This is a genomic window from Rhodococcus sp. P4_B6 (assembly GCF_056402215.1).
In genome coordinates this window covers 1-26,232 of record NZ_JBFUHV010000131.1, presented here as the reverse complement: position 1 = coordinate 26,232, position 26,232 = coordinate 1, and the positions used below count along the sequence as shown (strand labels likewise).

The 26,232-nt window shown below is 66.2% G+C and carries 28 protein-coding genes and 1 pseudogene; 13 read left to right on the top strand and 16 right to left on the bottom strand.

Annotated features, from left to right (window positions below; all coding sequences use genetic code 11):
- Window positions 1-169: tyrosine-protein phosphatase (locus AC1DWT_RS37690; protein ID WP_477924500.1), on the bottom strand; the 169-nt coding region annotated here is incomplete at its 3' end.
- A gap of 205 nt (window positions 170-374) precedes the next feature.
- On the opposite strand from AC1DWT_RS37690, the gene AC1DWT_RS37685 reads away from it, so the two are divergent.
- The 4 genes from AC1DWT_RS37685 (at window position 375) to AC1DWT_RS37670 (ending at window position 2,241) form a co-directional block, all read left to right on the top strand.
- Window positions 375-1,130, top strand: coding sequence for a GntR family transcriptional regulator (locus tag AC1DWT_RS37685; RefSeq protein ID WP_206012387.1), 756 nt, complete (start codon window positions 375-377; stop codon window positions 1,128-1,130).
- A 229-nt stretch (window positions 1,131-1,359) separates the two neighbouring features.
- Window positions 1,360-1,689, top strand: a complete 330-nt coding sequence (locus tag AC1DWT_RS37680) for a hypothetical protein (protein ID WP_072943339.1) — start codon at window positions 1,360-1,362, stop codon at window positions 1,687-1,689.
- A gap of 97 nt (window positions 1,690-1,786) precedes the next feature.
- Window positions 1,787-1,981 (top strand): hypothetical protein, encoded by a 195-nt coding sequence (locus tag AC1DWT_RS37675; RefSeq protein WP_043824059.1) that lies wholly within the window; start codon window positions 1,787-1,789, stop codon window positions 1,979-1,981.
- Between the two features lie 5 nt (window positions 1,982-1,986).
- Entirely contained in the window at window positions 1,987-2,241 is a 255-nt protein-coding gene (locus AC1DWT_RS37670) for a hypothetical protein (protein WP_072943337.1), read from the top strand.
- Here AC1DWT_RS37670 and AC1DWT_RS37665 read toward each other — a convergent pair.
- Genes AC1DWT_RS37665 through AC1DWT_RS37645 form a run of 5 tightly spaced genes read right to left on the bottom strand, consistent with a single transcriptional unit; the run spans window position 2,233 to window position 6,825 of the window.
- Window positions 2,233-2,742: an OsmC family protein gene (locus AC1DWT_RS37665; RefSeq protein WP_241031225.1), complete on the bottom strand. Its 510-nt coding sequence runs from the start codon at window positions 2,740-2,742 to the stop codon at window positions 2,233-2,235. The genes AC1DWT_RS37670 and AC1DWT_RS37665 overlap by 9 nt on opposite strands.
- The gene (locus AC1DWT_RS37660) at window positions 2,739-4,103 is read right to left on the bottom strand and encodes an LLM class flavin-dependent oxidoreductase (RefSeq protein WP_072943336.1); all 1,365 of its coding nucleotides are present in this window, start codon (window positions 4,101-4,103) and stop codon (window positions 2,739-2,741) included. The genes AC1DWT_RS37665 and AC1DWT_RS37660 overlap by 4 nt, the downstream gene beginning before the upstream one ends.
- 12 nt (window positions 4,104-4,115) lie before the next feature.
- Complete coding sequence (locus AC1DWT_RS37655; protein ID WP_072943334.1) at window positions 4,116-5,201, bottom strand: NrtA/SsuA/CpmA family ABC transporter substrate-binding protein; 1,086 nt, start codon at window positions 5,199-5,201, stop codon at window positions 4,116-4,118.
- Between the two features lie 32 nt (window positions 5,202-5,233).
- Window positions 5,234-5,965: an ABC transporter ATP-binding protein gene (locus AC1DWT_RS37650; RefSeq protein WP_206012388.1), complete on the bottom strand. Its 732-nt coding sequence runs from the start codon at window positions 5,963-5,965 to the stop codon at window positions 5,234-5,236.
- Window positions 5,965-6,825 carry an ABC transporter permease subunit gene (locus AC1DWT_RS37645; RefSeq protein WP_095864056.1) on the bottom strand — a complete coding sequence of 287 codons (861 nt, stop codon included), beginning with the start codon at window positions 6,823-6,825 and terminating at the stop codon, window positions 5,965-5,967. Before AC1DWT_RS37645 ends, AC1DWT_RS37650 begins: the two co-directional genes overlap by 1 nt.
- A 222-nt stretch (window positions 6,826-7,047) precedes the next feature.
- On the opposite strand from AC1DWT_RS37645, the gene AC1DWT_RS37640 reads away from it, so the two are divergent.
- Both AC1DWT_RS37640 and AC1DWT_RS37635 read left to right on the top strand, forming a co-directional pair.
- The gene (locus AC1DWT_RS37640) at window positions 7,048-7,671 is read left to right on the top strand and encodes a GntR family transcriptional regulator (protein ID WP_095864325.1); all 624 of its coding nucleotides are present in this window, start codon (window positions 7,048-7,050) and stop codon (window positions 7,669-7,671) included.
- A 52-nt stretch (window positions 7,672-7,723) separates the two neighbouring features.
- A complete protein-coding gene (locus AC1DWT_RS37635; protein WP_206012389.1) occupies window positions 7,724-7,903 on the top strand; it encodes a hypothetical protein in 180 nt (59 codons plus the stop codon).
- 24 nt (window positions 7,904-7,927) lie between these two features.
- Here AC1DWT_RS37635 and AC1DWT_RS37630 read toward each other — a convergent pair whose 3' ends face one another.
- Window positions 7,928-9,118, bottom strand: a complete 1,191-nt coding sequence (locus AC1DWT_RS37630; protein WP_206012390.1) for an adenine nucleotide alpha hydrolase family protein — start codon at window positions 9,116-9,118, stop codon at window positions 7,928-7,930.
- Between the two features lie 130 nt (window positions 9,119-9,248).
- Window positions 9,249-10,019, bottom strand: a complete 771-nt coding sequence (locus AC1DWT_RS37625; RefSeq protein WP_477924494.1) for an alpha/beta fold hydrolase — start codon at window positions 10,017-10,019, stop codon at window positions 9,249-9,251.
- Between the two features lie 835 nt (window positions 10,020-10,854).
- Between AC1DWT_RS37625 and AC1DWT_RS37620 the strand changes: the two genes are divergently transcribed.
- The 3 genes from AC1DWT_RS37620 to AC1DWT_RS37610 all read left to right on the top strand — a co-directional run bounded on the left by AC1DWT_RS37620 (window position 10,855) and on the right by AC1DWT_RS37610 (window position 13,372).
- Window positions 10,855-12,051: a hypothetical protein gene (locus AC1DWT_RS37620; protein WP_206012391.1), complete on the top strand. Its 1,197-nt coding sequence runs from the start codon at window positions 10,855-10,857 to the stop codon at window positions 12,049-12,051.
- A gap of 164 nt (window positions 12,052-12,215) precedes the next feature.
- Complete coding sequence (locus AC1DWT_RS37615; protein WP_241031227.1) at window positions 12,216-12,545, top strand: FCD domain-containing protein; 330 nt, start codon at window positions 12,216-12,218, stop codon at window positions 12,543-12,545.
- Window positions 12,546-12,649: 104 nt separating this feature from the next.
- Entirely contained in the window at window positions 12,650-13,372 is a 723-nt protein-coding gene (locus AC1DWT_RS37610; RefSeq protein ID WP_072943326.1) for a DUF3105 domain-containing protein, read from the top strand.
- Between the two features lie 218 nt (window positions 13,373-13,590).
- Here AC1DWT_RS37610 and AC1DWT_RS37605 read toward each other — a convergent pair whose 3' ends face one another.
- Complete coding sequence (locus AC1DWT_RS37605) at window positions 13,591-14,556, bottom strand: nucleoside hydrolase (RefSeq protein ID WP_206012392.1); 966 nt, start codon at window positions 14,554-14,556, stop codon at window positions 13,591-13,593.
- Window positions 14,557-14,651: 95 nt separating this feature from the next.
- Window positions 14,652-15,017 (bottom strand): DsrE family protein, encoded by a 366-nt coding sequence (locus AC1DWT_RS37600; RefSeq protein WP_095863990.1) that lies wholly within the window; start codon window positions 15,015-15,017, stop codon window positions 14,652-14,654.
- A 373-nt stretch (window positions 15,018-15,390) separates the two neighbouring features.
- On the opposite strand from AC1DWT_RS37600, the gene AC1DWT_RS37595 reads away from it, so the two are divergent.
- On the top strand, window positions 15,391-16,032 hold the full coding sequence (locus tag AC1DWT_RS37595) for a poly-gamma-glutamate hydrolase family protein (RefSeq protein ID WP_241031228.1): 642 nt from the start codon (window positions 15,391-15,393) through the stop codon (window positions 16,030-16,032).
- A 42-nt stretch (window positions 16,033-16,074) separates the two neighbouring features.
- Here AC1DWT_RS37595 and AC1DWT_RS37590 read toward each other — a convergent pair whose 3' ends face one another.
- The 5 genes from AC1DWT_RS37590 to AC1DWT_RS37570 all read right to left on the bottom strand — a co-directional run bounded on the left by AC1DWT_RS37590 (window position 16,075) and on the right by AC1DWT_RS37570 (window position 23,411).
- Window positions 16,075-17,352: a protein kinase gene (locus AC1DWT_RS37590; protein ID WP_206012394.1), complete on the bottom strand. Its 1,278-nt coding sequence runs from the start codon at window positions 17,350-17,352 to the stop codon at window positions 16,075-16,077.
- A 132-nt stretch (window positions 17,353-17,484) separates the two neighbouring features.
- Window positions 17,485-17,979, bottom strand: a complete 495-nt coding sequence (locus AC1DWT_RS37585; protein ID WP_072943320.1) for a hypothetical protein — start codon at window positions 17,977-17,979, stop codon at window positions 17,485-17,487.
- A gap of 170 nt (window positions 17,980-18,149) precedes the next feature.
- Window positions 18,150-18,539, bottom strand: a complete 390-nt coding sequence (locus AC1DWT_RS37580; RefSeq protein ID WP_072943318.1) for a hypothetical protein — start codon at window positions 18,537-18,539, stop codon at window positions 18,150-18,152.
- A gap of 134 nt (window positions 18,540-18,673) precedes the next feature.
- Entirely contained in the window at window positions 18,674-21,754 is a 3,081-nt protein-coding gene (locus tag AC1DWT_RS37575; protein WP_206012395.1) for a serine/threonine-protein kinase, read from the bottom strand.
- A 250-nt stretch (window positions 21,755-22,004) separates the two neighbouring features.
- The gene (locus AC1DWT_RS37570; protein ID WP_206012396.1) at window positions 22,005-23,411 is read right to left on the bottom strand and encodes a sensor domain-containing diguanylate cyclase; all 1,407 of its coding nucleotides are present in this window, start codon (window positions 23,409-23,411) and stop codon (window positions 22,005-22,007) included.
- A gap of 187 nt (window positions 23,412-23,598) precedes the next feature.
- Between AC1DWT_RS37570 and AC1DWT_RS37565 the strand changes: the two genes are divergently transcribed.
- The gene (locus AC1DWT_RS37565) at window positions 23,599-24,081 is read left to right on the top strand and encodes a hypothetical protein (protein ID WP_072943316.1); all 483 of its coding nucleotides are present in this window, start codon (window positions 23,599-23,601) and stop codon (window positions 24,079-24,081) included.
- 77 nt (window positions 24,082-24,158) lie between these two features.
- Entirely contained in the window at window positions 24,159-24,371 is a 213-nt protein-coding gene (locus AC1DWT_RS37560) for a TOBE domain-containing protein (RefSeq protein WP_072943314.1), read from the top strand.
- A 4-nt stretch (window positions 24,372-24,375) separates the two neighbouring features.
- On the opposite strand, the gene AC1DWT_RS37555 is transcribed toward AC1DWT_RS37560, so the two are convergent.
- The gene (locus AC1DWT_RS37555; RefSeq protein ID WP_206012397.1) at window positions 24,376-25,653 is read right to left on the bottom strand and encodes a sensor histidine kinase; all 1,278 of its coding nucleotides are present in this window, start codon (window positions 25,651-25,653) and stop codon (window positions 24,376-24,378) included.
- A gap of 247 nt (window positions 25,654-25,900) precedes the next feature.
- Between AC1DWT_RS37555 and AC1DWT_RS37550 the strand changes: the two are divergent.
- Window positions 25,901-26,232 (top strand): annotated as a pseudogene (locus tag AC1DWT_RS37550) (hypothetical protein); the annotation flags it as partial.

Genomic DNA, 26,232 nt, shown 5'->3' with positions numbered 1-26,232 from the left:
CGACGACGGTGCGGACAGGCCATTCGTCGACCGCGGTGGGGCGGGCGTCGCCCGGCGCGGGCAGTGCGCTGCGATACAGCACTCCGGTCCGCGTCCGACCGCCCTCGGCAACGGGAAGTCCGCCGAGGTCACGCAGGTTGGGGAGTACGTCGAGGTCGGTCACTGTCATATGAGCTTCTTTCCGATGGAGGAGGCGCTGCGGTCGAGTCGCCGGGTCGGTTCCACAACGATGTCGACGGAGCTGGTGCCGAATATTCATCTATACAACTAGCCTAAACCACGATGCCGGACAACCGGCTGGTGAATGCATCTGGCCTGCAAAGACGGGCATCACTCGCGAGACTTGCCATCGATGGGTCCTCTAGACTTACGGAATGCCGAGCAAAACGCCGACTGGTCGGGTGCCGCTCTACCGGCAGGTGCAGGACGTCTTGTTGCAGCGACTCGACGGTGGCACGTTGCAGCCGGGAGACCGGTTGCCGCCCGAGACCGACCTTGCGGCCGAACTCCGCGTCAACCGGCTCACGGTGCGGCAGGCGATCGGCGAACTGACCCGGGCCGGGCTGCTGGTCGCCAAGCAGGGGTCCGGCACGTTCGTCGCCCCGCCGCCCCGGCACTTCCCCATCGAACTCGCCGCCCGTTTCATCAACGATGCCGACGGTCTCAGCGAGGCGTTCAGGTCGGTGGGCCGAGAACTGACCGAGTCACTCGTCTCGAGCGAGATCGTCCTCGGCGGCAGTGCACCGCGAGTAGAGGAGTATCTGCCGGGATGCCGGTTGCGCCGCGTCGACACGGTGCTCGCGGTCGACGGTGAGCCGTGGTTCGCGAACTCGGTCTGGATGGACGACCGCCGGTTCGCCGACATCGACGGGCACCTGCGTGACGGCGTCCCGCTGTACACCGTGTGGCGTGACGTCTACGGCGTCCGACTGAAGGCCGCGTGGCGTTCATTCGCCGCGGGCGCTGCGTCTCCGCAGGTAGCAGCACTGCTCGGGGTACCGCCGGGTGCGGCGGTCCTTTTTCGCGACGGCCTGAATCTCGACGAGGACGAAGCCCCCACCGTGTACATCCACCGCGCGTGTCGCAGCGACCGGGTGCGGTTCGTCGCGAACTACGCCGCGCAAGACTGACCGGGTATATCCGGAGCGCGGGTCGGCCAAACCTCGACGCTGTGACCAGGCCAAACATTCCCGGGCGCCGACCGGGCAGGGGCGGCGCGGACCAGAAATAGGTATACCCCCCGGTGATTCGGCCGATGTGTCCCACACCCCGCATAGGCGACGATGTGAGCTGTCTCACTCATAAGCACGGAGTCGCCCGATGGTCCGACGCCGCCACTGACGGAGGATGCCCGCACCGATGAACGCACAACCGATGACCTGCGGTGACTACGTCACGGCCACCTTCGCCCGCGACTTCGTCGCCGACGGGTTCGACCACGACACTGTCGAGCGCATCCACCGCGGGCTGTTCGACGAGTGGACACACGCCCTCGCCCAATCGGGCCTGTTCAGCAACGGAACAGTCGCGGACGCCCTGGACTCCTGGCAGGACGACCCGCACTCGCTCCTCAGCGCCCTGCTCGCCAACGCGGACGAAATCACTCTCAAGCGCTACGACCTCGTCTGGGAAGCCCTGGAACGAAGCGCTCACGCCGGGTCGGCCGACGCCGTCGTCGAATACGCATGACCCGCCCGCCGGCGGCAATGTCACCGCGAAGTCCACCCCGGCCGGGCCCGACCCCACCGCTGCACCGACCACACCACCCACACCGACGAACGAGACCATGAGCACCAACACTTATCCCACCATCGAAACCATCCGCATCGGGCAGTACGGCCACGAATGCCGCTACTGCGGGCACGCCGTCGCGAAGGACGGCCCGGGCTACCGGCACACCACGACCGGGCAGTTCCGCTGCGATCCCACCAGTCGAGCGCTGCAGGAAGCGCGACTGTCGGACAGCCTGGTTCGGAGCTGAGCACGATGAACGTGCACGCGATGCAGTTGCTCCCGCCGCGCGACGGCCTCGCCGACTACCGCGACGCGGTCGATGCGCTGGCCGCCCTCGAAACCCAGGGACCCCTGCGGGCCGACCCCCGCACGGCATTGCTGTTCGACAGCCTCACCGACGACCTCATCGAGGCCGCTCAAACGAACGGCCTGGGTGACACGATTTCACAGCGCGACATCGTCGCCATGATCGATTCCGCGATCTCCCGCCCGCGCCCGTCACTCTGAATCGGCCGAGCCAGAAGCGCGCTGCCGGGCGCACCCATTCGATTCATGGGGCCCGGGTTGGGCGGTGACGATCAACTCGATGCCGCTCCCCCGCCTGATGGTGTTGTAGATCGGGCAGGAGGCCGCGAACTTCGCAGCCAAAGCGTCCGCCGTCGACTGGTCGACGCCGCGAATATCGATGCGCACTTCCGTGAACTCGTATCGAGTCGGGTCGGCGGAACCCCGTCGATGGGACGCGTGCACCTCGATGTGGGTGACGGGGATGTCGTCGGCCTCCGCGTTCGACTGGATGTTCGCCATCGCGCACGACGTGACGGCGGCCAGGAGCAGTTCGCCTGCCTGAATGGCCTCGGCCGGGCCGAACCTCGAATCCGAGACGAGGTGGTTCTCACGTGCATCGAGGATGAAGCGCCCCGGCGTCCCGGCGACGGTATGCCCGAACACCTGCGCGACGTCCGAAGTCACCGCGACGTCCGAAGTCACCGCGACGTCCGCAGTCACCGTGAGGCCTCGGTCGCTCGACGTACCCGGTTGGCCCACTCCCCACTCTGCACACGAGGGAGCCCGAGATTCTCGCGGAGCGTGCTCCCCTCGTACTCGCTGCGGAACAGTCCTCGTTTCTGCAACTCGGGAACGACCTGCCGGGTGAAGTCCTCGAATCCGCCGGGTTGATACGGCGCCTGCACCATGAAGCCGTCGCACGCTCCCTGCCGGAACCATTCCTCGAGCCCGTCGGCGACTTCTGTCGCGGTGCCGATGAACCCACCTTCGACACGGCCCCCGTAACGCTTTCCGAGTTCGCGCAGCGTCAGCCCTTCGCGCTCGGTCATCTCCTTGACCTCCTGGTAGTGGCCCTCGACGCCGGGAACCTCGACGTCGGGAAGCCGCTCGTCGAGCGGGAAGGTCGAGAGGTCCACATCCAAGTGGTATGCGAGCGTGGACAGACCCCCGAGGGGCGGTACGAGGTCGAAGAGTTCCTCGAACGTCTGCTGCGCGATCGCGGACGTCGCCCCGACGACGGGCGCGACGGACGGGAGGATCTTCACGCCATCCGGGTTGCGACCGTGCGTCGCCGCCCGTTCCTTGATCTCCGTGTAGAAGTCCCGGGCGGACTCGAGTGACGCGTGGCTGCAGAAGATCACATCGGACCAGCGTGCTGCGAAGTCCTTGCCCTTGGCGGACGCACCGGCCTGGATCACCACGGGGTAGCCCTGCGGTGGCCGGGGTACGTTCAGCGGTCCCTGCACCGTGAACCAGTCGCCCTTGTGGCGAATCGGGTGCACACGATCCGGATCCGCGAACAACGGCTGTTCGGTGTCGAGGACGAGAGCGTCGTCCTCCCAGCTGTCCCAGAGCTTGCCCGCGACCTCGAGGAACTCGTCCGCGCGCTCGTAGCGCTGATCACGGGGAAACTGCTCGTCCCGGTTGAAGTTTCGCGCCTCCGACTCCTGGAACGAGGTCACCACGTTCCAGGCGGCGCGTCCCTCCGTCAGATGGTCCAGTGTGGCGAAGGACCGCGCGACCGTGAACGGCTGCGCATACGTGGTGGAAACCGTGGCGGCGAGGCCGAGGTGCGAGGTGACCGCACCCATCGAAGACAGGACGTGCAGCGGGTCCAGTCGCATCGAACCGAGGGCACCGTTACGCAACTGGGAGTCGGGGCTGCCGCCGAACCGGTCGGGCACCGACAGGATGTCAGCGAAGAATGCAAGGTCGAAACGAGCATCTTCGAGCGTACGAGCGATGTTCTGGTAGTAGCCGGCGCTGAGCCAGCCGGGAACCGACCCCGGGAACCGCCAACCGCCGGGCCTGCCGGGGCCGGCGGTGACGAAAGCGGCCAGATGCATGAGAGAGGGAGACATGTGTGGTGATACCTACTTTGCAAGAGCCTGAGTGATGACGGACTTGATCGAGTCGAACCGCGAATCCTGCAACCAGGTTGTGACGTCGACGCGCTCCGGATACACGCCGAGTTCGTGAAAGTTGTCCGCCAGGTCCTGGGTTCCGTTGATCGCCGCCGCATCGACGGCAGTGAATTCTCCGGCGCCGGAGTAGGACAGGCGCTTCGCCTTCACCAGGTCGAGATACACCTTCTCCTCGAGATCACTGTTCCCGAAACCACCCAGCTCGGCAAATGCGGCTACCGCGACCTCGGGATTGCCGTCGATCCAGCGCTGCGCATCACGCACGTTCCGGACCAGTGTGGCGGCGGTATCCGGGTGATTGAATGCGAAGTCCTCACTTGCGACGAAGAAGGCGTAGTCGTAGGTCTTCACGTCAGGCAGCGCGACCGCGTTGTGTTTGCGCTTGGCCAACTCGATGGTGGGCTGCCAACTGATCCACGCGTCGACCTTGCCCTCCGCGAAGGCCGCTTCCGCGTCCGCAGCGGGAAGATTGACGTATTCGACGTCTTCGAGTGTGAGGCCCACCGATTCCAGGTACTTCACCAAGCTGTACGTCCCGGTGGTGCCGCGATGATCCGCGACCTTGCGTCCTCGCAGATCTGCACCCGACTTGATGTCCGATCCCTGCGGAACGAGGATGTCCACCTCGTTGGCCGGAAGTGGATACGCGACCAGCGGAACGATCGGTACGCCACCACCGATCGCGTAGATCACCGCAGTGGCGGTGGCGAAGGAGAAGTCGACACTTCCGGACTTGACGGCTTCCATGACCGGAAGGGAGGCCGGGAATCCCGACGGCCACTGGACAGGGACTCCAAGATCCTTGGCGAGGTCGAATCCGCCGAGATTGTTGCGCAGGATGGTGCCGGGCTCTGCCTTCCCGTCGCCGATCAATGCGTATCGCACCTCGGTCAAGGGACCGCCGGCGGAGCCGGAAGCCGATGCGCCGCAACCAGTCAGCGAGAGAGCGGAGAGGCCGAGGACTCCGGCGCCTGCCGCCTTGAGGAATCCTCGCCGATCGAGGGCGCGCAATTGTGAAGGGACGCGGGGTGACATGAGGGGTGAAGACCTTTCGGTGAGACTGGGGATCAGGCGAGTGCGTTCTCTGCCTGGAGGAGTCCGTCGAGCAACTCCTCCTTCCAGGCGGCGAGTTGGGCGTCTCCACGGTGCCGTGGCCTGGCCTGCCCGATCCGCAGATCGCGGGTGATGCCCTGTTCGGTCAGGAGGAGCACACGGTCGGACAGCACGAGTGCCTCCTCCACATCGTGGGTCACGAGCAGGACCGTTCTCGGTTGCTCGGCCAGGACGCGTTCGAGGAGTTGCTGCACGGCCACGCGAGTGATCGCGTCCAGAGCGCCGAAGGGCTCGTCGAGGAGGAGGACGTGAGGCCGGTGCAGCAACGCTCGGGCGAGCGCCACCCGTTGACGTTGTCCGCCCGAAAGTTCTGACGGCCAGTCGGTCTCACGCCCGGACAAACCTACTTCGTTCAGCAGCTCCACTGCGCGTTCGCGTTGGTGCCGGGTTCCGAGCTGCACGTTGTCCAGGACATTCCGCCACGGCAGCAGTCGATCCTCCTGGAACATCATCCGCGACATCGGGCCGCCCGACCTGTCGCCGGTGGATTCGACCGCGCCGCGCGTCGGTTGTTCGAGGCCGGCGATGATGCGCAGAAGCGTGGACTTGCCGACCCCGCTGGGTCCGAGGAACGAGACGAACTCGCCGGGCGCGACACTCAGGTCGATATCGTGGAGAACGGTCTTGTCCCGGTAGCGGTGGCCGATTCCGGACAATTCGAGGCCGACGAGGTCGGTGGGCGGCATCAGCGATTCCCTCCCTGGTAGTGGGGATTCCACCGCAGAACCCGGGCTTCGATCAGCCTGGTGATCTGGTCGGCGAGTAGTCCTGCGACTGCGTACAGCAGGATCGCGAGAACGATCCGGTCGTTGCGCAGCATGTCCCGGCCGTTCTGGGCCAGGAACCCGATGCCCTCGCTGGTGGCGATCGTCTCGGCGATCACCAGCGTCAGCCAGGCGACTCCCAGCGCATACCGGATGCCCGTGAGAATCATCGGCATGGCCCCGGGAATGATGATGTCCCGTATGCGAGCGCCCCGGCCCAGTCCGTAGGACTCGCCCAGCTGAACGAGTTTCGGATCGACGGTGCGAATTCCCGCGACGGTGTTGAGGTACACGGGAAAGATCACACCCAAGGTCACGAGCACGACCTTCGGGAGTTCACCGATGCCGAACGCCGCGATCAGCAGCGGGACCAGGGCGAGGTGCGGAAGGGCACGCAGCATCTGCAGGGTGCGGTCCACCAACCCCTCGGCGATCTTCGACAGTCCGACGACGAAGCCGAGCGCGAGTCCGATCGATGCTCCGAGGGCGAACCCGATCAGGATCCGCCGCAGGCTGACCGTCAGGTGCCGCTGCAGCTCTCCCGCGGCCCACAATTGGTCTGCAGTGGCCAGGACCTTGCTGGGTGGAGGCAGGATCGAGGGTGAGATCGCCCCGGTCGAGGACGCCCATTGCCAGCCGAGAATCACGAGGACGGGCACCACCCACGGCAGCAACGACAACGGTTGAAGTCGGTAGCGAGGAACGGAACGTCGCGGCCGGCGGGGATCCTCCGTCGGCTCGGCCCGGGCGGCTCGCGGTGCAGCAAGTTGTGTCTCAGACATTCCCGGCGACACCTGATCCGGGTTGTGCTGATTTTCGGATACGAACTCGCGCTGAGTGGATATTCATGGCTTCTCCTTGTGCTGACGCCGAGGAGCCTACGAACATCTGCACAACGTTGTCTGCATCTGTATACACATGGATTCAAACTCTTTACTTCGGTTGTCCGCCTCTGGTAAGGCTTGCTTCACGGCACGGCGTTCGTGCCCGGACAGGGGAACTCGGTGGAGAGAGAATCATCGGTGTACAAGCAGCTACGTGAGCGGATAACGGGTGGCGCCGATCGGCCCGGGACGATGCTGATACCGGCGACGATCGGCGCGGAGCTGGGACTGTCCCGCACACCGGTGCGGGAAGCGCTGCAACGGCTCGAATACGAGGGGCTGGTTGTTCAGGCACCGCGCGGATACCGCGTACGTGAACGCACCGCCGAAGAGGTTCTCGAGATCTGCGAGGCACGGATCGCACTCGAGTCCGCGATCGCCTACTCCGCCGCGACCCGTCACACCGAATTGGACCTTGCACGGTTGACCCGACTGTTCGAGCAGGCGATCGAATCACCCGACCCCTCGACGAGCCTGGCGCTTCACAACGAATGGCACGGCGCGCTTCGGAGCGCGGCACACAATCAGACCATCACGCAACTGATGGACCGGCTGGACGCCCAGTTGCGGGTCTACGACGCCGAGGAAGCGCAGGCCTCGTCCAATCTGCAGCAGATCGAATCGGAACACCGCGAGATCCTGACCGCGGTGCAGGCCGGCGATGCCGAGAAGGCGCGAATCCTGATGATCGCGCACCAGGCGCGCACCCGCGATCTCCGCATCGCAGCGATGGCGCGGCGGTAGATCACCCGCACCGCCGTGCGACCGGACCCCGCAATCGCGACCGAAGCCGGGCGTGCCGCGGCGGCGTCTGCCCTGGCTGGTGGCCGCCGTGGCGGTGCTGGGGACGCCGCTCGGGCCAGCTGGGCCGTGTGGCCCCGTGGCCGATCCGTTCGACACGGTCGTCATCGACGAGCACGTCACCGAGATGATGCTCCCGGCTACGAAATGCCGCCATCACAGCACCGCCACATGACGGCTCAGCCCGCGTTCGTCGGACTCATAAAGCCGTCGTCTTTGCCGGCCGGTTGCTGCCGAAGAGTTTTCGTGCCTGGTATCGCACCAGCCCGAAGCCCACGTCGATGACATAGAAACGGGCGGTCACGAGGAATTCCTGAAACTTGTTGCGGTTGACCGCATAGCTCAGGGAACGGACGAGTTCGGTATCGGCCTCGCCGAGCTCCGCCAGCCGCTCGAGGTTCTCGCGAGCGAACAGCTCACCGCCCTCCCCGGCAGCGTTCAAGTACATGCGGCGGACCGCCCTCGACGGGATCTCCCGGGGCAGGCTCGTGCACTGTCCGGATGCACCCACGATGTGGAGTCCGATCATCGTCCGCAGGCACTTCTCGCATCGGCCGCAGTTGTATTTGCTCGCCAGATTCCACCAGCACACCCGCAGGTGATTCATGGCGACCGCGGACTCCTTGATGCGGGCCAGTTTGGCAACACGGTCCGCTTCGATGCCGTCGTGCACGATCTCGACATCACTGCTCGACCACAGCGGGTCGAGGTCGGGATGCGTCCCGAGCGGGGCAAGCCGCGATTCGTCGTCGGACGCCGGAATGTAGACCTTGCGCAGGTGAGGGGACAATAGTAGCGAAACGTGGGCGAGGAAGGCGCCGTGTGCCTGGCTCTGCCAGTGCGGTCCGTGCTTGGCGTGGAGCAGGCGAACATTGGATCGGACCTCGATCAGCTCCTTTCCGAGTTCGGTCGCCATCGTCCGGGCCCGATCGACCGCCTCCTCCCACAGCACGTGGTTGTCGAGACTGATATCCAGTCCGTGGATGATGATCAAGTGCGTGATCTCATCGAGATGCTTCAGTGCGGTGTAGAACGAGTCCACGCCACCGGAGAAGAAGCACCCGACCCCTCGACGGTCCTGCTCCAGCGGGCTGGGTGCCGCGGTCTCGGCCTGCGTGGAGGTGCGCTGAAGCATCTCGGGGAACCAGTCGAGCAGCACGTCCTGGGCGGCCAGGCTGCCCTCCAACGCGGTATTGTCGACGGCCGGGGTGATTGCGAGCTGCAACCCTTTTCGCATCGCTGTCACACGAAGCGTGGGCAGCCACGGGGTACCGGTGACATCGACAGCCACGTCGGACTCGGTCCACACGGTAAACGATTCGCCATCGATCACCAGATGCGCAGTCGAGCGGTACGTGTCGTCAACCGACACCGAAGCCTTCAGTTCCATTGCCGCACCTCAATATAGGTATTCATTCGAGTTCCTCGTTCAGCTCTGTGTGACTCTCGCAAGTTACCGCACCGTGTCGTCGTCGGCCGAGCAACCATCGGAGTGGGACCGGGGACGAAGGAAGCCTGCGTCACTGAGCACCGGGCCCCGCAGCGGCGCCTACCTGCCTGACCAAGTCCCGAATCTCCTGCGCGACGAGATGGGGTTCGACCAGCGGAATGTAGTGATGACGGTTCACCGAATAGACGTGCCGTCCGGACGGGGAGAGTTCCGCGGTGCGGCGGTGCGCGGCGCCGAGGAAATCGCGATCGCGATCCTTCTCGGGTGGGATCCTGTTCGACGAGATCGTGGTGAGCGAGACGTCGGGTATATGGGGGCCACTGTCGTGAAGCGCAGTGAAACTTTCGCGGAAGGCTCGCCACTCGGCCCGCGCAGCGCGAACGGAGTTCATCGTCGATCCCTCGTCGACCGCTTCCTTCAGCGCCGCACCCTGCAAGAAGCGGTAGTAGGACTTCCCCAGCAGCGGGCGAAGAAGTTTCAACCGCGCCAGAATCACCTGCGAACCGTACAGCACCGAAGCACCCCGCATGGCTGCCATCATCCGCTCGGGTTTGCAGATCTCCGACACTTCGTCGACCAGCGCGACGGCCTTGATCGTGTCCGGTCGACGGTTCGCCGCCACGCGTACCACCGGGCCGCCGTAGCTGTGTCCCACAACGACGCAGGGGCGGTCGACGGTGGCGTCGAGGACGGCCAGATGGTCGTCGAGTATCCGATCGAAATCGCGTCCGGTCTCGTCGGGGTCGCTGAGTCCGTGCCCCGCGCGGTCGTACACGATGGTGTGCGCAAACTCGGCAACCAATGGTTGAACAAGCGACCAGGTCGATCGACTCTTTCCCATCCCAGCCTCGAAGAACACCGACACCGACCCATCTCCGGCAGTGCAGTAATGCAACCGACGATCGGCGATGAGAACAAAGCTGGACTTACTTTCAACAGGCATGGTGGAGCGGCCCTTCGGTCGGGCGCTGTGCGGCGGCGACGTGTCACGCCTCGAAATACACCGCTACGCGCCTATTTTCCTGCTCGGTGGTCTCTCGGAAGTTGGCACAGTTACTGATTCGAACTGATTCACCATACCCAGCACCGAAAATCGACTCGCCATCCCCATCGGCAGTGATGACAGACGGACGGGTCGGGTACGGGAATCCATGAATCTCCAATACCTGAGGTCGGTTACAGGGCGGCCTCACGAACTGGACTGTCGAACTACCCCTTTGGAATTGGACTCAGACCGTCAGGTCGATGCGCTGCGCCCACCTGACCACCCTCGACGCGCAACTGCGCGAGCGCGGGGTTGGTTTGCGAACGCACCGTCGCCCAGGTCCCCGACACCCTCGGTGTTCGAGGCCCCCACCGGCGCCGATCTGGCTGTCACCTGGGTGTATCGAGGTCACTATGTCCGCAGCGACATCGCCACTCAAAACCATTGCTGTAATTGCCAACCCGTTGACCCAGTGGCCGACATAGGCCGTACCGTATGCGGCGACCGTCAGATCCGCGCCGGATCTTGATCTGCCTGAACACATCTGTGGGCGTTACTTTGTGGGTCACGTTCGGGAAGATCGTGCCAGTACGGCACACTTCGACGGAAGATGGTGGAATCGGGATTCGGTGGTGTGATGACCGGGGACGCGCGTGCCTGGCATCATCACCGTGAAGAGAGGGATCAAGGCATGGCAGTCCAAGCATCCATCGACCTCGTCGGGGTGAACGTCATCAAATCGGTGTTCTCCATCGATGGCAAGCACTTCACCGTGCAGACATCGGCCAACGTTTCCCTGGACCGGAGCGGAACGCCCTGGCTGCCCCCGGGAGTCGTGGTGGCGATGACGACCGAGCAGGACTTGGAGCTCGACGCCCCCGTCGATCCTGCCGCGCTGTCCGGTGCCGAACAGGCACGTGACCTACTGCACTCGTGGTACCCGCAACTCCACACCCCGAGCGTCGTCGCGCCCGTCATTTCAACAAGCGATCGTGAGGGCGGCGGCGTCGGATGCTTCTTCAGTGGCGGTCTCGACGCGTTCTACTCCGTTCTGGAGAATCGAGCCGAGATCACGCATCTCATCCTGGTGCACGGATTCGACATCGATCCTCGTCGCCCGAAACCATACGAGCGAATATCGGCAGGTGCGCGCGAAGTTGCTGCCGAGATGGGAGTAGAGCTGATCGAGATTCGTACCGACCTCCAGTTTCTCCACACGAGACACGGAAACAACTGGGGTAGCACCGCACATGGCGCTGCGCTCGCACATGTGGCGATCCTTCTCTCACCCCACCTACGCAAGGTGATTGTGGCTGCGTCCGGGTCCTACGACACGGGCAACATGACCCCGCACGGGAGTCATCCGGATCTCGATCCGCTGTGGTCGAGCGGAAACCTCGAGATCGTTCAGGACGGTACGGAGGCCCACCGGATCGACAAGGCCGAGGCCATCAAGGACAGCGATCTGGCGATGCGCCACCTGCGCGTGTGCAATTTGAACTGGGACGGCGACTACAACTGCGGGAAGTGCGAAAAGTGCATCCGCACAATGATCAACCTGTACATCGCCGGAGGGCTGGAACGGTGTGAGACGCTTCCCCATACGATCCCGATCGAGAGAATGAACCGCATGCACGTCACGTCGGGGGCTTTCCCCTTCGCGAAGGAGAACCTCGACGCGATGCGCGCCCGGGGAATCCGCGACGCCGAGCTGGAAGCCGCTCTGCAACGCATTCTCGACCGCACTCCCCGCGAGCAGCGAATTCTCGAGTACCGGTGGTTGCTCTTGGAAGTTGCGCCGCGCGTGCCGCGCGTCTTGATCGGCCTCCTGGTTCAGCGTCTCCGGACAATTCGCGCTGATCGATCCTCGCACTCTGCGCAGCATTGACCGTGCGCGAAGAAGCATGACAGCGCTGTCGTGAATACCCGAGCAAGAAGAGCGGCATCCCGAGCCCGTGGTGGGCGGGGCTGTGCCGAGTTCCGCCGATACCCCGCTCCGGCCTTTCGTGGCGTACAGCAGGATAGCGAGAACGGGTCCGGTCGTAGGGATTGGTGGACCACACCCTGCAGATGCTGCGTGCCCTTCCGCACCTCGCCGTGGTCCCGCTGGTGATCGTCTACACGTTCGCCACCAGCGAGGGCATCCGGTTCCTGGCCCAGAACGGCCGGGACATGCTGCGCATCTTCGACTACGAATTCGCGCGCGCTTCGGAGCGCGGCACACAATCAGAGGCCTCGTCCAATCTGCAGCAGATCGAATCGGAACACCGCGAGATCCTGACCGCGGTGCAGGCCGGCGATGCCGAGAAGGCGCGAATCCTGATGATCGCGCACCAGGCGCGCACCCGCGATCTCCGCATCGTAGCAATGGCGCGGCGGTAGATCACCCGCACCGCCGTGCGACCCGGACCCACCGCACCCGTCCACTACCATCCTTCGCAGATGGGACGCGCGGTCTGGGCGCCCGGTGAGACGAAGGATCGGCAATGACGAACGACCGCAGCGAGAGCCCGCAATCCCACCCGAAGCCGGGCGGCCCGCGGCGGCGACTGCCCTGGCTGGTGGCCGCCACGGTGGCGGTGGTGGGGGTTGTCGCCGTCGGTGCGTACGTGCTGACCGCCGGATCCGACGACGCCGGCGAAGCCCACGACTTCGCACCCAGCGCGGACAATCCCGACCCGTCACTGGCAATCAAGGGGATCGTCACGGTCGACTATGGGCCCGCCGATCATGTGCAGGCACCGCAACGGGTGGCCTACGACCAGAGTCCGCCGTTCGGTGGTGCACACGATCAGTACTGGGCTAGCTGCACCGGAATTGTCTATCCCGATGCGATCCGCACCGAGAACGCCGTGCATTCCCTCGAGCACGGGGCCGTGTGGGTGACCTACGACCCGGATCGTCTGAGCGCCGACGACATCACCGCACTGGCGGCGTACGTCGAGGGCGAACCGTACACCCTGATGTCGCCGTACCCGGGTCTCGGTTCGGCAGTGTCGCTGCAGTCGTGGGGTCACCAACTCCGACTCGACGACGTCCACGACCAGCGGATCGCCGACTTCCTCACAGCTCTGCGACAGAACCCGAACACGTACCCGGAGCCCGGAGCGACCTGCTCGACGGTGCGCGGCGGATTCGACCCCGCCGATCCGCCGCCGTTCGATCCCTCCGCACCGGGCACGGATGCAGTTCCGGTGGACGGCAACTAGCGCCGGAAATTCCTGCCGAGAATTTCGGCGACGGTGTCGATATCGCGCTTGCTCATTCGACTCATTGGTAGAAGCACAATGAGGAGGTGAGAGCGATGTTGTCGGCACATCTGTTGTCCGGTCTGACCAGTGACGAGGTCGATCTGATCGTTGCGGATGAACTGCATCTGCTCGATGCCACCGTATGAGCGGCGGTGTCCGCCACGGCGCGCGCACCGTCAGTCGCTTCGGGAAATGTCTGCGTCGAGCGTGGCGGCGATCCGGTCTCTGATCAAGCGGTAATCGACGTCGGTCACGAAACGGTGCACCGGCCCCCGCGCCGGAGTGACGCCCCAGACACTCGACCGCCCATCCACCCGGTGCACCCGGGGTTGGGCGTCGGTGGCGGACAGCACGACCGTCGGGTCGAGCATCACGGCGGCTGCGACGGAATCGTGTGAGGTGTAGATCGGGTGCTCTGCGCGGTAGGTGCTGGTGCAGTACCGGTGGTAGTCCTCGGTGATGTCGCGGACGAAGGCCGCGACCTTCCCCGATGCGGAGCGAGCGACCAGGTCGGCCCAGGTCAGTCGAAGTCGGCCGGTGACATTCGTTCCCACCCACGTGATCGGCCCCGGCGCCGCCGCGACGGTCGCGGTCGCGGCCGGATCGTGGTTGGTGTTCGTGTCGCCTTTGCCGAGGAACTGTGGTTGCAATGCGGCCTCGGCACTTCTCCGCGAGGCGGATCCCATTCCGCCCATGATGGTGACGGACCGGAACCGCGTCAGGATCTGTGGGTCGCGTGTGACGGCGGCGGCGATGTTCGCAAGCGGTCCCAGGCAGAGCAGGTCCACCGATCCGGGCCGGTCTTCCGCGGCGCGGAAAAGTTGCTCGACGGCGGAACCGGACGCCGGACCGATGCCCGGCGGTGGCCGATGGCCGCGGTCGCCGAGTCCGTCGACACCGTGTGCGGACGGAGTTGCGGGCGGTGGCCCGGGACGCGGCAGTCCGATACACACCGGAACGTCGCGAAGACCGACAACGGACAGGACGGTGAGKGCATTCGATGCGGCCTGTGTTTCGGTGCAGTTGCCGAACACGCTTCCGACACCGATGATCTCGGCGCAGGGGTCGTGCGCAATGGTAAGCAGGGCAAGGGCATCGTCGACGCCGGTGTCGGTGTCGACGAGTACGTAGCGATCGACCACGGCCCCGTCCTGTCCCCACGATCCGCCATCGGATCGGACTCGAATGCACTCGCGCGCAGTCTAACCGAGTCAGCAGCGCTCGCACCCGTGCCGTTTCAGTAACTGAACGTGACCGCCCCTTCGTCACCGATCCACTTCCACATCGGAACCGTCCCGGCGAGTTCGGCATTGGATACCAGTGCGTCCTTGTCGAGGTGCTTGGCCTCGAAGCAGATCGGACACACCATGTAGGTGCCGCCCGCGCTCTCGAATCGTGCAGCCAGATCGGGAAGCGGCGGGCAACCCTCGCAGGCGACGCCCTGGATCGTGCCGTCGAGCGCGAGTCGGACCGCTTCCTTCGTGAGAAACATCAGCGTCTGGCGCTGTTGTTCTGCCGCGCCGACCGCGACCAGAAACGCAACCGTCACCTTCTCGGCGTCCTCGAGACCGGTGGTGAGACTGACCACTGCTTTATTAGTCATGGATCCGAGTCTTCGCCGCGCGACAACTGCCGACAAGGGCCCGAGGGGACAGTATCGCGTCTAACCTGAGGAGGTGTTCGAAGAGCGTCCGTTACAGCAGATTTCGATGCGGCGGAATGGCGACAGTAAGGTCACCGTTCGCCTCGAAGTCCGCCGGAGTCGCTCCACCAGCGCAAACGTCGCCGAGCATGTCGGGATTCACCCGCGCCTACTGGCCCGGATCGGAGCCGAGCCCCGTCAGCAGACACGGGTGAGTCACCAGGGAACGACCGCACTGTTCACACTGATACCGGAGGCAGATGCACACGGGATCGACACCGTTCAGGTAACTGATGGTGGATGCCGTCGGATCGGCGCCGAGCCCGGACACGCGGTGGTCCTCGACCTCCGGTGTATCGATCCCACCATCTCCGAGGCAGAGGCCGAAGTCGAGGGTGAATTCGTCGAGCGACTCGACGACGACGGGCACCACCACCGCCTCGTGGTCCTCGCACCGCACGGCGGCGCCATCGAAAGCGGCACGGATCGGCAGGCCGAGCAGGTTTACGCGTCGCTCGGATCGCGCGATTCGACGCTGTGGACGTGCAAAGGGTGGCGACCGGCAGGCAACGCATACCGGGCATGGCACATTTCCTCGGGCGATCTCAGTGTGCGCAGCTTCCCGCTTCTACGCTCCCTGGGTGCACGACGATTCCAGTGGGCGGTGTCGTTCCACGGCTACCGAGGACACGACGTCCTCATCGGGGGCCGTGCACCCGCACGCCTCAAATCGGATGTCCTCAACGCAGTCGCGAATGCACTCGACGGAACCGGAGTCCGTGTTCGCGTAGCCGATCCCGGCGAACGCTACAGCGGCAGTTCCGCGGCCAACCTGGTCAACCGCCTCACCGTCGACGCTGCGGGCGGAATTCAGATCGAACAGTCCCGACCCGCGCGGACGCTGTACGGAGAAGCCATCGCTGCCGCTGTCACCGGGGTCTGCGAATCCTGGATCGCCGCGGACGCCGGTCGGTGATCACCTCATCTGGACACCGATACCAACCGTCGCCGGTGCGACTCACCCACCGGGCGCCCAGCACGGTCCGTCCGGTGGCGGCGTGTGCTCGTAGCCCGGGTAGCAGGGCAGCACCTGAGGTGCGGGTGCGGGTGCGGGTGCAGGCGCGGGTGCTGGTGCGGGCACGGGTGCCGGTACCGGTGGCGAGCCCGGCGGGAGACACGGTCCGTCCGGAGGCGGCGTGTGCTCGTAGCCCGGGTAGCAGGGCAGCACCTGAGGTGCGGGCGCGGGTGCAGGCGCGGGTGCCGGTGCGGGCACGGGCGCCGGCAGCACCTGCGGTGATTGCGGCGCCGGAATTGCTGCCGGCGGGACCTCGTCCTGAACCGGAGCCTCCGCGGCCGGTGGCACCTGCTCGGCCGCCGTCGGGTTCGCCCTGGCGGTCGGTGATGGGGCGGGTGTCGGCCCGGCCGCGCTGGACGCCGGCACGGGCACCACGACGTCGGGTGATGCCGATCGCGACCCGATGATCACACCCCCGACGATCGCGACGGCAATGATCGCGGCGAGCGCAAGCCCTGCGAGCAGGAGGCGGCGGTTGCGGTCGTTCGGAGGGATCGCGGGAGTGGGATCGGCGGCAGGCTGCGGACCTGTCGCCGCGGCGCGAGCGGCGGCCGCGGCCAGGTCGCTCGGCGACCGATAGCGCCGCGCGGGATCGGCTGCCGTTCCGCGTGCGATCACAGCCTGCATGCCGACGGGAAGCGTCGAGAACTTCGACGACGGCAACTCCCGGCCGTTCGACGCGAACTGCCCGCCGGTCAGGCACTCGTACAAGACGGTGCTCAGACCGGGGACTCCCGCCACGGCGCCGGGAGCCGTGGGGAGCCCGACGTCCGTGAGCTGAACCAGTCCCCCGTCCAGCACGACGACGTTCGCCGACGCCACTCCCCGCTCGACCAGCCCCGCGGCGTGCACGGCCTCCAGCGCCGCGGCCAATTGCTGGACGACTCCGACCGCGCGAGATGCCTCCATCGGTCCGCCCGACTGAAGGATTGTCCGCAGGTTCGTTCCGCCGATGAGCGGAGTCGCGAGGTAGAGCCGGTTTCCGATCTGCCCGAAGTCGTGGATCGCAACCACGTGCGGGTTCCGGATGTGCGCCGCGATGCCTGCTTCACGGACGAACCGATCACAATATTCGTCGTCCTCGCTCGCGTCCCGAGGCAACGCCCGCACCGCGACGTGCCGAGCGGTGACGGTGTCGAATGCCGCCCACACCTCGCCGTTCTCGTCCACCGACAGCGACCGGTCCAGCCGGTATCTGCCGAATAACGCTCCACTTTGCATTGCCACTCTCCGCCGATCGAAATTGCCGCGTCTGCGGGACTGTGCACCGGGGACGGGCGACACATCGGAGAGGCGCGCCCGCCTCCACCGAGATTCTAGGCGGTGGCGCCCGGCGGTTCGCGGTGGAGACGATCAGGGCACGTCGAAGGTGCCGAAGCCCGGAAGCAACGCCTGTGGATACTCGGCCGGGGCCATCGTGCCGACGACGATTCGCCCGCTGCCGGTGGCCACGTCGATCTCGGGGCGAGGCGAATCGGTCGACCCGGCGGTTCCGATGGGGATCGTGGCCGCGCCGGTCGCCCCGGTGTTCACGTTCAGCCAGTGCACCCGCACAGCATTCGCCCGCATGGCGTTACCCGGTCCGGGTATGCACGTGTCCGCACTGATGGGATTCAGGACGTAACACTCGCTCACGGTGCGAAACCGCACGACTCCGGGTACCCGACCCGTGACTGCGTCGACGGTGAAGTAGGCGGCGAGAACCGGGCTCATCCCGATCGGTGGGACCTGCAGGGTCGTCACACGTTCCGTCGTATCCTCGGGCGCTGCGACAGCAATGCCCTGCCCGGCCGCTGCGATCACCGTTGCAATGCCGACTCCGGCGAGAAGCTTTCCTGCTCCACGCATCTGAATTCCCCCTCCTTGCCCCGAGCCGTTCAGCGCGAAGGGCTCCCCCCTGCATCCTAGGGGCCGCACGAGTGTCGCCGGATCGGAAGTTGCCGGATCGGAAGTTGCCGGATCACCGACTCTGCTGCGGCATCCGCGATTGATCGGTGCAGTTTTCGCACGTACCGCCATCAGGCATGAATGCCGGCACGGTCGAGTTGAGAGACTCGTTGCGGGCTCAGGTCGAGGATGACACCGATGTCACGCACCGAGAGACCCGATCGGCGCAGATGCGCCACCGCGGCCCGCGAAGCCCGCGCTGCGCATTCCTGCGCGTGGGCGGCAGACTCGACCTGCCAGTGGGCGGCGCGGGCCTCCATGAGCGCCGCGGAATCTCCGATTTCGTAGTCGAGTTCCACCTCGACGTCCTCGGCCCGAACACCCCGGACCAGATGGACGGCCTCCGCCACGATGGCGGACACCTGATCGAGCCGCCGAGCCTGGGTGAGCACGCCTTCGACTCCCGGAACCTCCACCACCCACGATCCGCCGCGACGGGTGGCCGTCGCCGTCACCTTCATCACGAACCTCCCGGCCCGTATCTCGTGTAAAAATTCGTCCTCCCGACCACAAGTCTAGCCCCCCTATACTGCGCACAACGACACGGACAGAAGACATTCAGAGTGCGCAATTGCCGGACGACAACCCGTCGCTGTCACCAGAAATCGAGTGCCTGCGCAGTCGCGGTGGACTCGGCATGCGTGGGCCGGAGTGCACCGCCGATCGCGTAGACGGTGTGCCCGACCGTCGCGACGGACATCCCGTGAGCTCCGGTGGGCATGGGCGGCAACGCCGACCAGGTCGCCGAAGCGACGTCGTAGGCCTCGACCGTCGACAGCACCCGGGTCGGCTGTTCACCGCCGACTGCGACGATGCGGCCGTCGATGTACGCCGCCCCGAGCCCGCCACGAGGGGTGGGCATGCCGGGCAGCGTCGCCCACGTCCCCGCAACCGGATCGAAGCGTTCGACCGCGGCCGTGTTCTGATCCGACGCCAGATCGCGGCCACCGATCGCGTAGAAGTACTTCCCGTCCGACACCCCGGCCAGATGCTCCCGTGACGTCGGAATGTCCTCGACGGTCGTCCACTTCGTTCCGTCGAACACCTCTGTCGACGCCACCAGTTCGCCCTCCGCCTGACCCCCGGCGACGACGATCTCATTGCCCACCACGGCCGCGGCACCGGCCGCCCGCGGCAGGTTCAGCGGGGGCAGGTCCACCCAGTTGCCGTCCCGCAGCGCGAGCACCCGGTCCGACGTCGTACCGGTAAGGTTCGGCCCTTCCGGCACCCAGCCTCCGAGGACCACCAACTCGCCGCCGTATTCGACGGCCATCGCATGATTGAGCGGGACCGGAAGGTCGGGACCGGCCTTCCAGGTGTCGATGGCCGGGTCGTTGCCCTCGACCTTCGGGGTCGACCCCACATTGTCGAGTCCGCCGACCACCCAGATCGTCCCGTCCGCGACGGCAGTCGCGGTCTGCTGGCGGGCGATCGGCGCGTCCCTCAGCGGACGCCACGCCGGTGCCCATTGCGTCTTGCGTGGCGCGATCTGCAGCGCCTCGGAAACAGCTGTCGATTCGGCGTGCGTGGGCTTGATRCCGCCGCCGACCGCGTACACCGTGTTGCCGACCGCGCCGACCGCCATCCCGTGCCGCGGCGTGCGCAGAGCAGGCAATTGCGACCACGTCCCTGCGATCACGTCGTAGGCCTCGACCGTGGAGAGCACCCGGGTGGGTTCTTCACCGCCGACTGCGACGATGCGGCCGTCGATGAACGCCGCTCCGAGCCCGCCGCGGGGGGTGGGCATGCCGGGCAGCGTCGCCCACGTTCCCGCAGCCGGATCGAAACGTTCGACCGCGGCCGTGTTCTGATCCGACGCCAGATCGCGCCCGCCGATCGCGTAGAAGTACTTCCCGTCCGAGACGCCTGCCAGATGCTCCCGTGGCGTCGGGATGTTCGGGACCGTCGTCCACTTCGTTCCGTCGAACACTTCTGTCGTAGCCACCAGGCCACCGTCCGCCTGTCCCCCGGCGACCACGATCTCGTCGCCCACCACGGCCGCGGCACCGGCCGCCCGCGGCACGTTCAGCGGGGGCAGATCGACCCATCGCCCGTCGCGCATGGCCATCACCCGAGCGGAGGCGACGGCTGTCAGGTTCTGGCCTTTCGCTTGCCATCCGCCGATGAGTACGGGCTCGTCGTTGTAGGTGACGGCCATCGCATGATTGAGCGGGACGGGGAGATCGGGGCCGGCCTTCCAGGTGTCGATGGCCGGGTCGTAGCCTTCCTGCCGGGCGGACACACCGTTGTCGTCCAACCCTCCGAAGACCCACATGGTGCCGTCCGCGACCGTCGTCGCCGTCTGCTGACGGGCGACCCGGGCGTCGGCGACCGGTCGCCACGCCGCGGTCGGGTCGACGGCCGGGGGCTCACCCGCTTGCTGGGCGGTCGGTCCCGCGGCGCCGGGTCCGGTTGCCTCCCTGAACACGAGGTAACCACCACCGGTCAGCACCAGCGCCACCACCAGCGCGAGCACGGTCAGGATGCGGCGCCGCCGGGTGCGGGCCTGCCGACTGCTCCCCGGCACTCCCGGTGGCGGCCAGGGCGACGGACCCGTCGGTGGCCAGGGCGACGGACCCGTCGGCGGCCAGGGCGACGGACCCGTCGGTGGCCAGAACGGGCCCGAGGGGTGCGACTCCGGCTGGATCTGCTCGGTCGGTGCGAAGACTGGGCGCTGACCGTCCGAATCCTCGAACCGGATCTGACGGTAGCCACCGGCATCCGCCGCCGACGGATGCGACTCGGCCGGCTGGGCGGGTTCCAGGGGTGCCAGCGCCATCGCGTCCGAACGCAACCCGATGTGTCGCTGCGCGGCTTGGAGTTCGTGTCCGAACTCTTCGGCGGACGCCGGCCGAGCGAACGGATTCGACGCCATCGCCCTCTCGATGACGGCGCACACACCGTCCGGGATGCCTTGAGCGCGCAGGTCCGGCACCGTCAGGGTGCTGATCCTCACGAACTGCGCGACGAGTTCCTCGCCGGTCTTCCGCTCGAACGCCGCCCGCCCCGCGATCAGCGAAAAGATCGTCGCGCCCAGACCGTAGACGTCCGAACGTGCGGTCGGCGATTCGCCGTTGAGGACTTCCGGTGCGGTGAACGCCAGTGATCCGGTGAACCCGCCGGTGGCGGTTTCGTAGCCGCCGGCGATGTGCGCAATGCCGAAATCGGTCAACTGCGGCTCGCCGTAGTCGGTGAGCAGGATGTTCGCGGGTTTGATGTCGCGGTGGAGGGTGCCGGTCCGATGCGCGGTCTCCAGTGCGCCCGCCAGCTTCACTCCGATGCTGATCGCCTCCGGCCAGGGCAGCGGACCTTCTCGGCGTATCTGCACCGCCAGCGAGTCGCGGGGGTGGTAATGCATGACAATGTACGGGCGACCGGTCTCGGTCACGCCGACCTGCAGAATGTTGACGATGTTCGGGTGGCCGGAGAGCCCGCCCATCGCGTAGCCCTCCCGCAGGAACCGCTCGCGGTTCTCGGAGTCCAGGTCCGACGTCAGGACCTTGATTGCGACGATTCGACCGAGCGAACGCTGCAGACAGCGGTACACGACACCGAACCCGCCCCGGCCGACCTCCTCGGCACCCGCGAAACCGGCAGCGTCCAACTCCGCCACGATCCCGTGGCCGACTGCGCGGATCGACGCCGCCTGGGTCGCGTCTGGGTCGAAAACTGCCATCGAGCGCCTCAGTTCCATCCGACATCCACGTCGGCGCGTTCAGCGTCGAAGACGCGAATATCTTTCTCTCTCAAGGGCGAAACGCGGAATTCTCTCGTCGAATGCCGACGGGAACCGCCGTGTCCAGCAAGTATTCGACGCGTCGCGAAGCGCGTCAAGATGACAATTTCCCCACCCCAGGGTGCCTAGCGGTGGCCACGATTTCGTGTCGCGTCGGCAACACCGCACCGATCGGGGGCCTGCCGCTGCGCTAGAAGGTGCCGTCGTAGAGCGCGTAACCGCCCGCTCCCGCTGCCTTTGCACGATACATCGCCGAGTCCGCCCGCCGAACGAGCTCTTCACGGGTGCACTCGGGATCGGACAGTGCAACACCGATACTGGCACTGATCGGCCACTCGAGTGACCGCGCCCGGTTCAGGTCGGCGAAGCTACCGGCGATCCGGGCGGCAATCGCGACCGCCTCCGCCGCGCCCGCGACGTGCTCACAGACGACCACGAATTCGTCGCCGCCGAGGCGGGCAACGGTATCGCCCGGGCGCACCGCCGACCGCAGATGCCTGGCGAGCACGATCAGCGCGTCGTCGCCAACCGCGTGACCGAGGCTGTCGTTGACGGTCTTGAAGTCGTCGAGATCCACCAGCAGCAGCGCCACGCGCGGGCCACCGTGCGGCGCCGCGTCCAGGGCCTCGTCGAGCCGGCGGCGAGCCAATGTGCGGTTCGGCAATCCCGTCAGCGGGTCGTGCAAGCTCTGGTGCACCAGCGCGGCCTCGGCCTCGATACGGCGGATCGCCGCGGAGAGCACGGCTGTCACCGAACGCAAAAAGGTCAGGTCACGCTCGGTGTAGTCACGGGGACGACGACTGTGCGCCGTCAACACACCCCACACCTCTTCGGAGCCGAACGGAACGCACACCCCGCTCTGCAGCCCGCGCCCGCTCATCCCCGCCGTGGAGAACCGGGATTCGTGGACCCGATCGGTGCACACGATCACCGACCCATTTGCAGCGGCGTACCCGGGCTGCGATCCCGGCCCCGGCGAGAACGTCTTCGGACCGGGCTCGGGACCGCGGTAGGCGAGCACCGTGAGTTCGCCGTCGTCGGCCACCCGTGCGATCGACGAACAGTGCACACCCATCAGCGCGGCCGCCGCCCCAGCCGCCGCCGTGAGGAGTTCATCGAGGTCTCCGCCGACGGCGAGTTGGCTCAGGTCGGCGATCGCCTGCTGCTCCCGGGCCCGGTACGCGGACTCCCCCAATGCGCGCTGCAGGCGTTGCTCGTCGTGTTCGGCGCCGCGGCGATCCTGGGCAATCGACCCGATCACCGCCGGCCCGGTCTCCGTGTATTCGAGCACGAACGTCGAAATCAGCATCGGGATCGGCTCGCCCGTGACGAAATGGCGAAACTCGGTCAACCCGGTCCACTCTCCCCGGTCGGCCAGAGCCGACTCCACGTCACGCGCCTGCACGAGGCCGACGTCGGTGAACAGTTCCGCCGTCGTCCTCGAGTACGCATGCACGGCATCACCGAATCCGAGGACGCCGACACCCGCGGGATTGACGTACACGATCCGACCGGACACGAATTCGGACACGAACACCAACGCCGGACTGTATTCGAGGACCGCGAGCAGCATCCGCGAATCCGGCAGCGACTCCATGGACACTCCCTCCGCTGCGAACCTTCCGTCCTCCACCCGCCTCGACCTCCATCCACGATAAGCGTTCCGGAAGTGACGCCTCGCGCGTCCTCACGCCATTCTGCCGCGCCTGCCGTCTCGAGTCCCGTCCCACGCCCGCGGGCGTGGGACGTTGATTCCGCCTCGATGTAGGGGCACCATCGTGGGCATGCGCAGAGCGCGTTGGCCGGCATTCGCGCCGCCGACAGCCAGTGGGACCGCAGTGCACGGTCCCACCATTCTCGCGTCCGGAACTCACCACACCCTCGACCTCCTCGGAATTGTCGCGTTCTCGTCGGGAATCCACGTCCGTCTCGCGTTGACCGCCACGGGGCGGACCGCCGAGCGCGCACACCACGAGACACGGGTGCTGTCCGATCCGGCGGATCCCGACACCCAATGGTCGTATCTGTCGGTGCTGCTGCAGTTGGGGTCTGTCGTCGGCGTTGCCGACCCCTATCTGCCACGGTCCGGCTCACCCCGGAAGTGGGGTGGAGTACCCGCCTACCGCACGGAGCCGAACTACTGGCTCGGCACGTGTACGCGCCCACACGACATCATGATCTCGGCGGGGTGGCCGGAGATCGGCCTGGGGCCCACCTGTCTGACTGCGCTCCTGGAACCGAGTCCGTCGACMGTCACCTCCGACTGACTCGAGGTCCAACCTCACCTATTCCGGAGTGGTTGCGGCTAGCGTCGGAACCACAGGCCGCGAGACGGAGGTTCACGATGCGTTTGTCCACCCGGAACCAGCTCACCGGAACGATCACCGAGGTCACCCTCGGCAGTGTGATGGCGACAGTGAAGGTGCGTCTCGACGGAGGCGAGCAGATCGTCACCGCGTCCATCACGAAGGAGGCGGTCGAGGAACTCGGTCTGCAGGCCGGCGTGGCTGCGACGGTGCTCGTGAAGTCCACCGAGGTGATGCTCGGCGTCGAGTGATGGACTAGTGCGCCGAGATCGTGAGGGAATCGGACGCTGTCACGACCTCGAACGGCATCTCGATGTGGGCAACCGTCCCCGCACGTGGTCCCGGGCGGACGGAGAAGCTGCCGCCGGCCGCGACGACGCGGAGTTCGTGCGACGTGAGTCCGATGTGCCCTCGGCTGAGACTGCGGTCGATCGCTTCACGGGAGATGCCGCATCCGTCGTCGGTGACGTCGAGGACCGCATGCTCACCCGTCCGAGTCAGTTCGACCCGGACGGTCCGGGCTCTCGCGTGCTTGACCACGTTGCTGAGCAATTCGCGTGCGGCGCTGAACAGCACGTCGTCGGCCGACGTGCGTAAGTCGTCGTCCCATTCCACGGTCTGGAGATCCACGTCGAAACCGCCGCGCGCCTGGGCGGACCGGACGATGTCGCCGAGAGCACGGGCAAGTCCGACGCGATCGAGCACCGTGGGATGGAGTTCCGAGACGGTGGCCCTCAACAGAGACGCGGATTCGGTGAGTGCGTGGGTGATGCGATCGACGGCCTCCGGATCGGCGCTGCCGGTGAGGTCGTCGAGATCCATCTTCGCGGCAAGCACGAATTGCAGCGCCCCGTCGTGGAGTTGCTCGGACAACGCACGTCGTTCGCGCTGTTCGAGGCCCATCAACTCCGCGAGCAGGGCGGTGCGGTCGTGGACGAGGTGACCGATGGTGAGCACTCTGGATCGTTGAATTCTACTGAGCACGACTGCGCCCGCCGAGAGGATGGCGAGTGCCATCGTGCTGAGCAGGATGGACGACCACGGTTCCTCGTTCGACGCCATCGTGGCCCAACTGGCGGCGAGGAACACCAGCACCGTGGGCACGACCACGGAAGCGCAGACACCCGGGCGTAGCTGAGTGCAGGCCAGTAACGGGATCACGAACAGTCCGTTGGTCAAGATGTCGGCGGTCCAACTCTGTTGCGCCGCAATACCGGTCAACAGCGTGAGGCTACCGATGACCGCAAGGTCCACGAACAGGGCGAGCCACATCGCGTTCACCGGACCCGGACCTCCTCGGCGGGTCCACAGCGCGAGCCCGACGGTCCAGAATGCGTAGCCGGTCAGGATCGCCAGGCACACATTCGCATCGTTCATGGGCGGGACGAACAGCAGTGTCAACGCGATGAAGAGCGCAAGCACACCACGCAGTGCGACTTGCAGGTGCGCGCCGCGATACGCGTGTTCGAGGACGATGCGTTCGAGATCCGGGCTGCCGCCGAGATCCGCGGGTAATACCGATGACTCAGCCATGGAACGGCCTCCTCGGCCGGGCGACTCCGACAGGAAGATCCGGGGTACATCAACTGCTGGACCTGCGACAACGCCCCAGAATTCTAGCATCGTCACGTTTTCGAACCGCGGGATCGACGGCCCACGCCCGCTCGCCCACCACCAGGAGTGTTCGGGGCCGATCCGTCGATGCGACGCGACACCCCGGTATTCGTGGGAACATCTCAGGCGATCGGTCCCGCGGACCGAACCGAAAGGGGTGTGACGCATGACCAGGATTCGACGGCGGTCCGCGGTGGCTCTGGCCTCGATCGCCGGTGCCTCGTCTCTTCTTCTCGCCGCCTGCACCCAGGATGCGTCGTCGACCGACGGCACCGAGTCCGTCGCACCGAGCGCCTCGAGTGAGCCACCGTCAGCCGAACCGGCCGTCAACGGCGTCGACGCGAAGCAGTACGCGTCGAGCGACCCGGAGAGCGACGCGTTCGGCTTCGTCACGCCGTCGGGAAAATGGTTGTGTGCGATCATTCCCGACAAGAAGCTCGCCGGATGCGCTTCGCATCCCACCGCGGGGCCTTTGGGAGTCCCGGGAACCCCGCAGAT

Excerpts from the sequence above, each read along its gene's own strand:
- AC1DWT_RS37685 (WP_206012387.1), top strand. The coding sequence starts at position 375 with ATGCCGAGCAAAACGCCGACTGGTCGGGTGCCGCTCTACCGGCAGGTG.
- AC1DWT_RS37680 (WP_072943339.1), top strand. The coding sequence starts at position 1,360 with ATGAACGCACAACCGATGACCTGCGGTGACTACGTCACGGCCACCTTC.
- AC1DWT_RS37675 (WP_043824059.1), top strand. The coding sequence starts at position 1,787 with ATGAGCACCAACACTTATCCCACCATCGAAACCATCCGCATCGGGCAG.
- AC1DWT_RS37670 (WP_072943337.1), top strand. The coding sequence starts at position 1,987 with ATGAACGTGCACGCGATGCAGTTGCTCCCGCCGCGCGACGGCCTCGCC.
- AC1DWT_RS37660 (WP_072943336.1), bottom strand. The coding sequence starts at position 4,103 with ATGTCTCCCTCTCTCATGCATCTGGCCGCTTTCGTCACCGCCGGCCCC.
- AC1DWT_RS37655 (WP_072943334.1), bottom strand. The coding sequence starts at position 5,201 with ATGTCACCCCGCGTCCCTTCACAATTGCGCGCCCTCGATCGGCGAGGA.
- AC1DWT_RS37650 (WP_206012388.1), bottom strand. The coding sequence starts at position 5,965 with ATGCCGCCCACCGACCTCGTCGGCCTCGAATTGTCCGGAATCGGCCAC.
- AC1DWT_RS37645 (WP_095864056.1), bottom strand. The coding sequence starts at position 6,825 with ATGTCTGAGACACAACTTGCTGCACCGCGAGCCGCCCGGGCCGAGCCG.
- AC1DWT_RS37630 (WP_206012390.1), bottom strand. The coding sequence starts at position 9,118 with ATGGAACTGAAGGCTTCGGTGTCGGTTGACGACACGTACCGCTCGACT.
- AC1DWT_RS37625 (WP_477924494.1), bottom strand. The coding sequence starts at position 10,019 with ATGGGAAAGAGTCGATCGACCTGGTCGCTTGTTCAACCATTGGTTGCC.
- AC1DWT_RS37620 (WP_206012391.1), top strand. The coding sequence starts at position 10,855 with ATGGCAGTCCAAGCATCCATCGACCTCGTCGGGGTGAACGTCATCAAA.
- AC1DWT_RS37610 (WP_072943326.1), top strand. The coding sequence starts at position 12,650 with ATGACGAACGACCGCAGCGAGAGCCCGCAATCCCACCCGAAGCCGGGC.
- AC1DWT_RS37600 (WP_095863990.1), bottom strand. The coding sequence starts at position 15,017 with ATGACTAATAAAGCAGTGGTCAGTCTCACCACCGGTCTCGAGGACGCC.
- AC1DWT_RS37590 (WP_206012394.1), bottom strand. The coding sequence starts at position 17,352 with ATGCAAAGTGGAGCGTTATTCGGCAGATACCGGCTGGACCGGTCGCTG.
- AC1DWT_RS37585 (WP_072943320.1), bottom strand. The coding sequence starts at position 17,979 with ATGCGTGGAGCAGGAAAGCTTCTCGCCGGAGTCGGCATTGCAACGGTG.
- AC1DWT_RS37580 (WP_072943318.1), bottom strand. The coding sequence starts at position 18,539 with ATGAAGGTGACGGCGACGGCCACCCGTCGCGGCGGATCGTGGGTGGTG.
- AC1DWT_RS37570 (WP_206012396.1), bottom strand. The coding sequence starts at position 23,411 with ATGGAGTCGCTGCCGGATTCGCGGATGCTGCTCGCGGTCCTCGAATAC.
- AC1DWT_RS37560 (WP_072943314.1), top strand. The coding sequence starts at position 24,159 with ATGCGTTTGTCCACCCGGAACCAGCTCACCGGAACGATCACCGAGGTC.
- AC1DWT_RS37555 (WP_206012397.1), bottom strand. The coding sequence starts at position 25,653 with ATGGCTGAGTCATCGGTATTACCCGCGGATCTCGGCGGCAGCCCGGAT.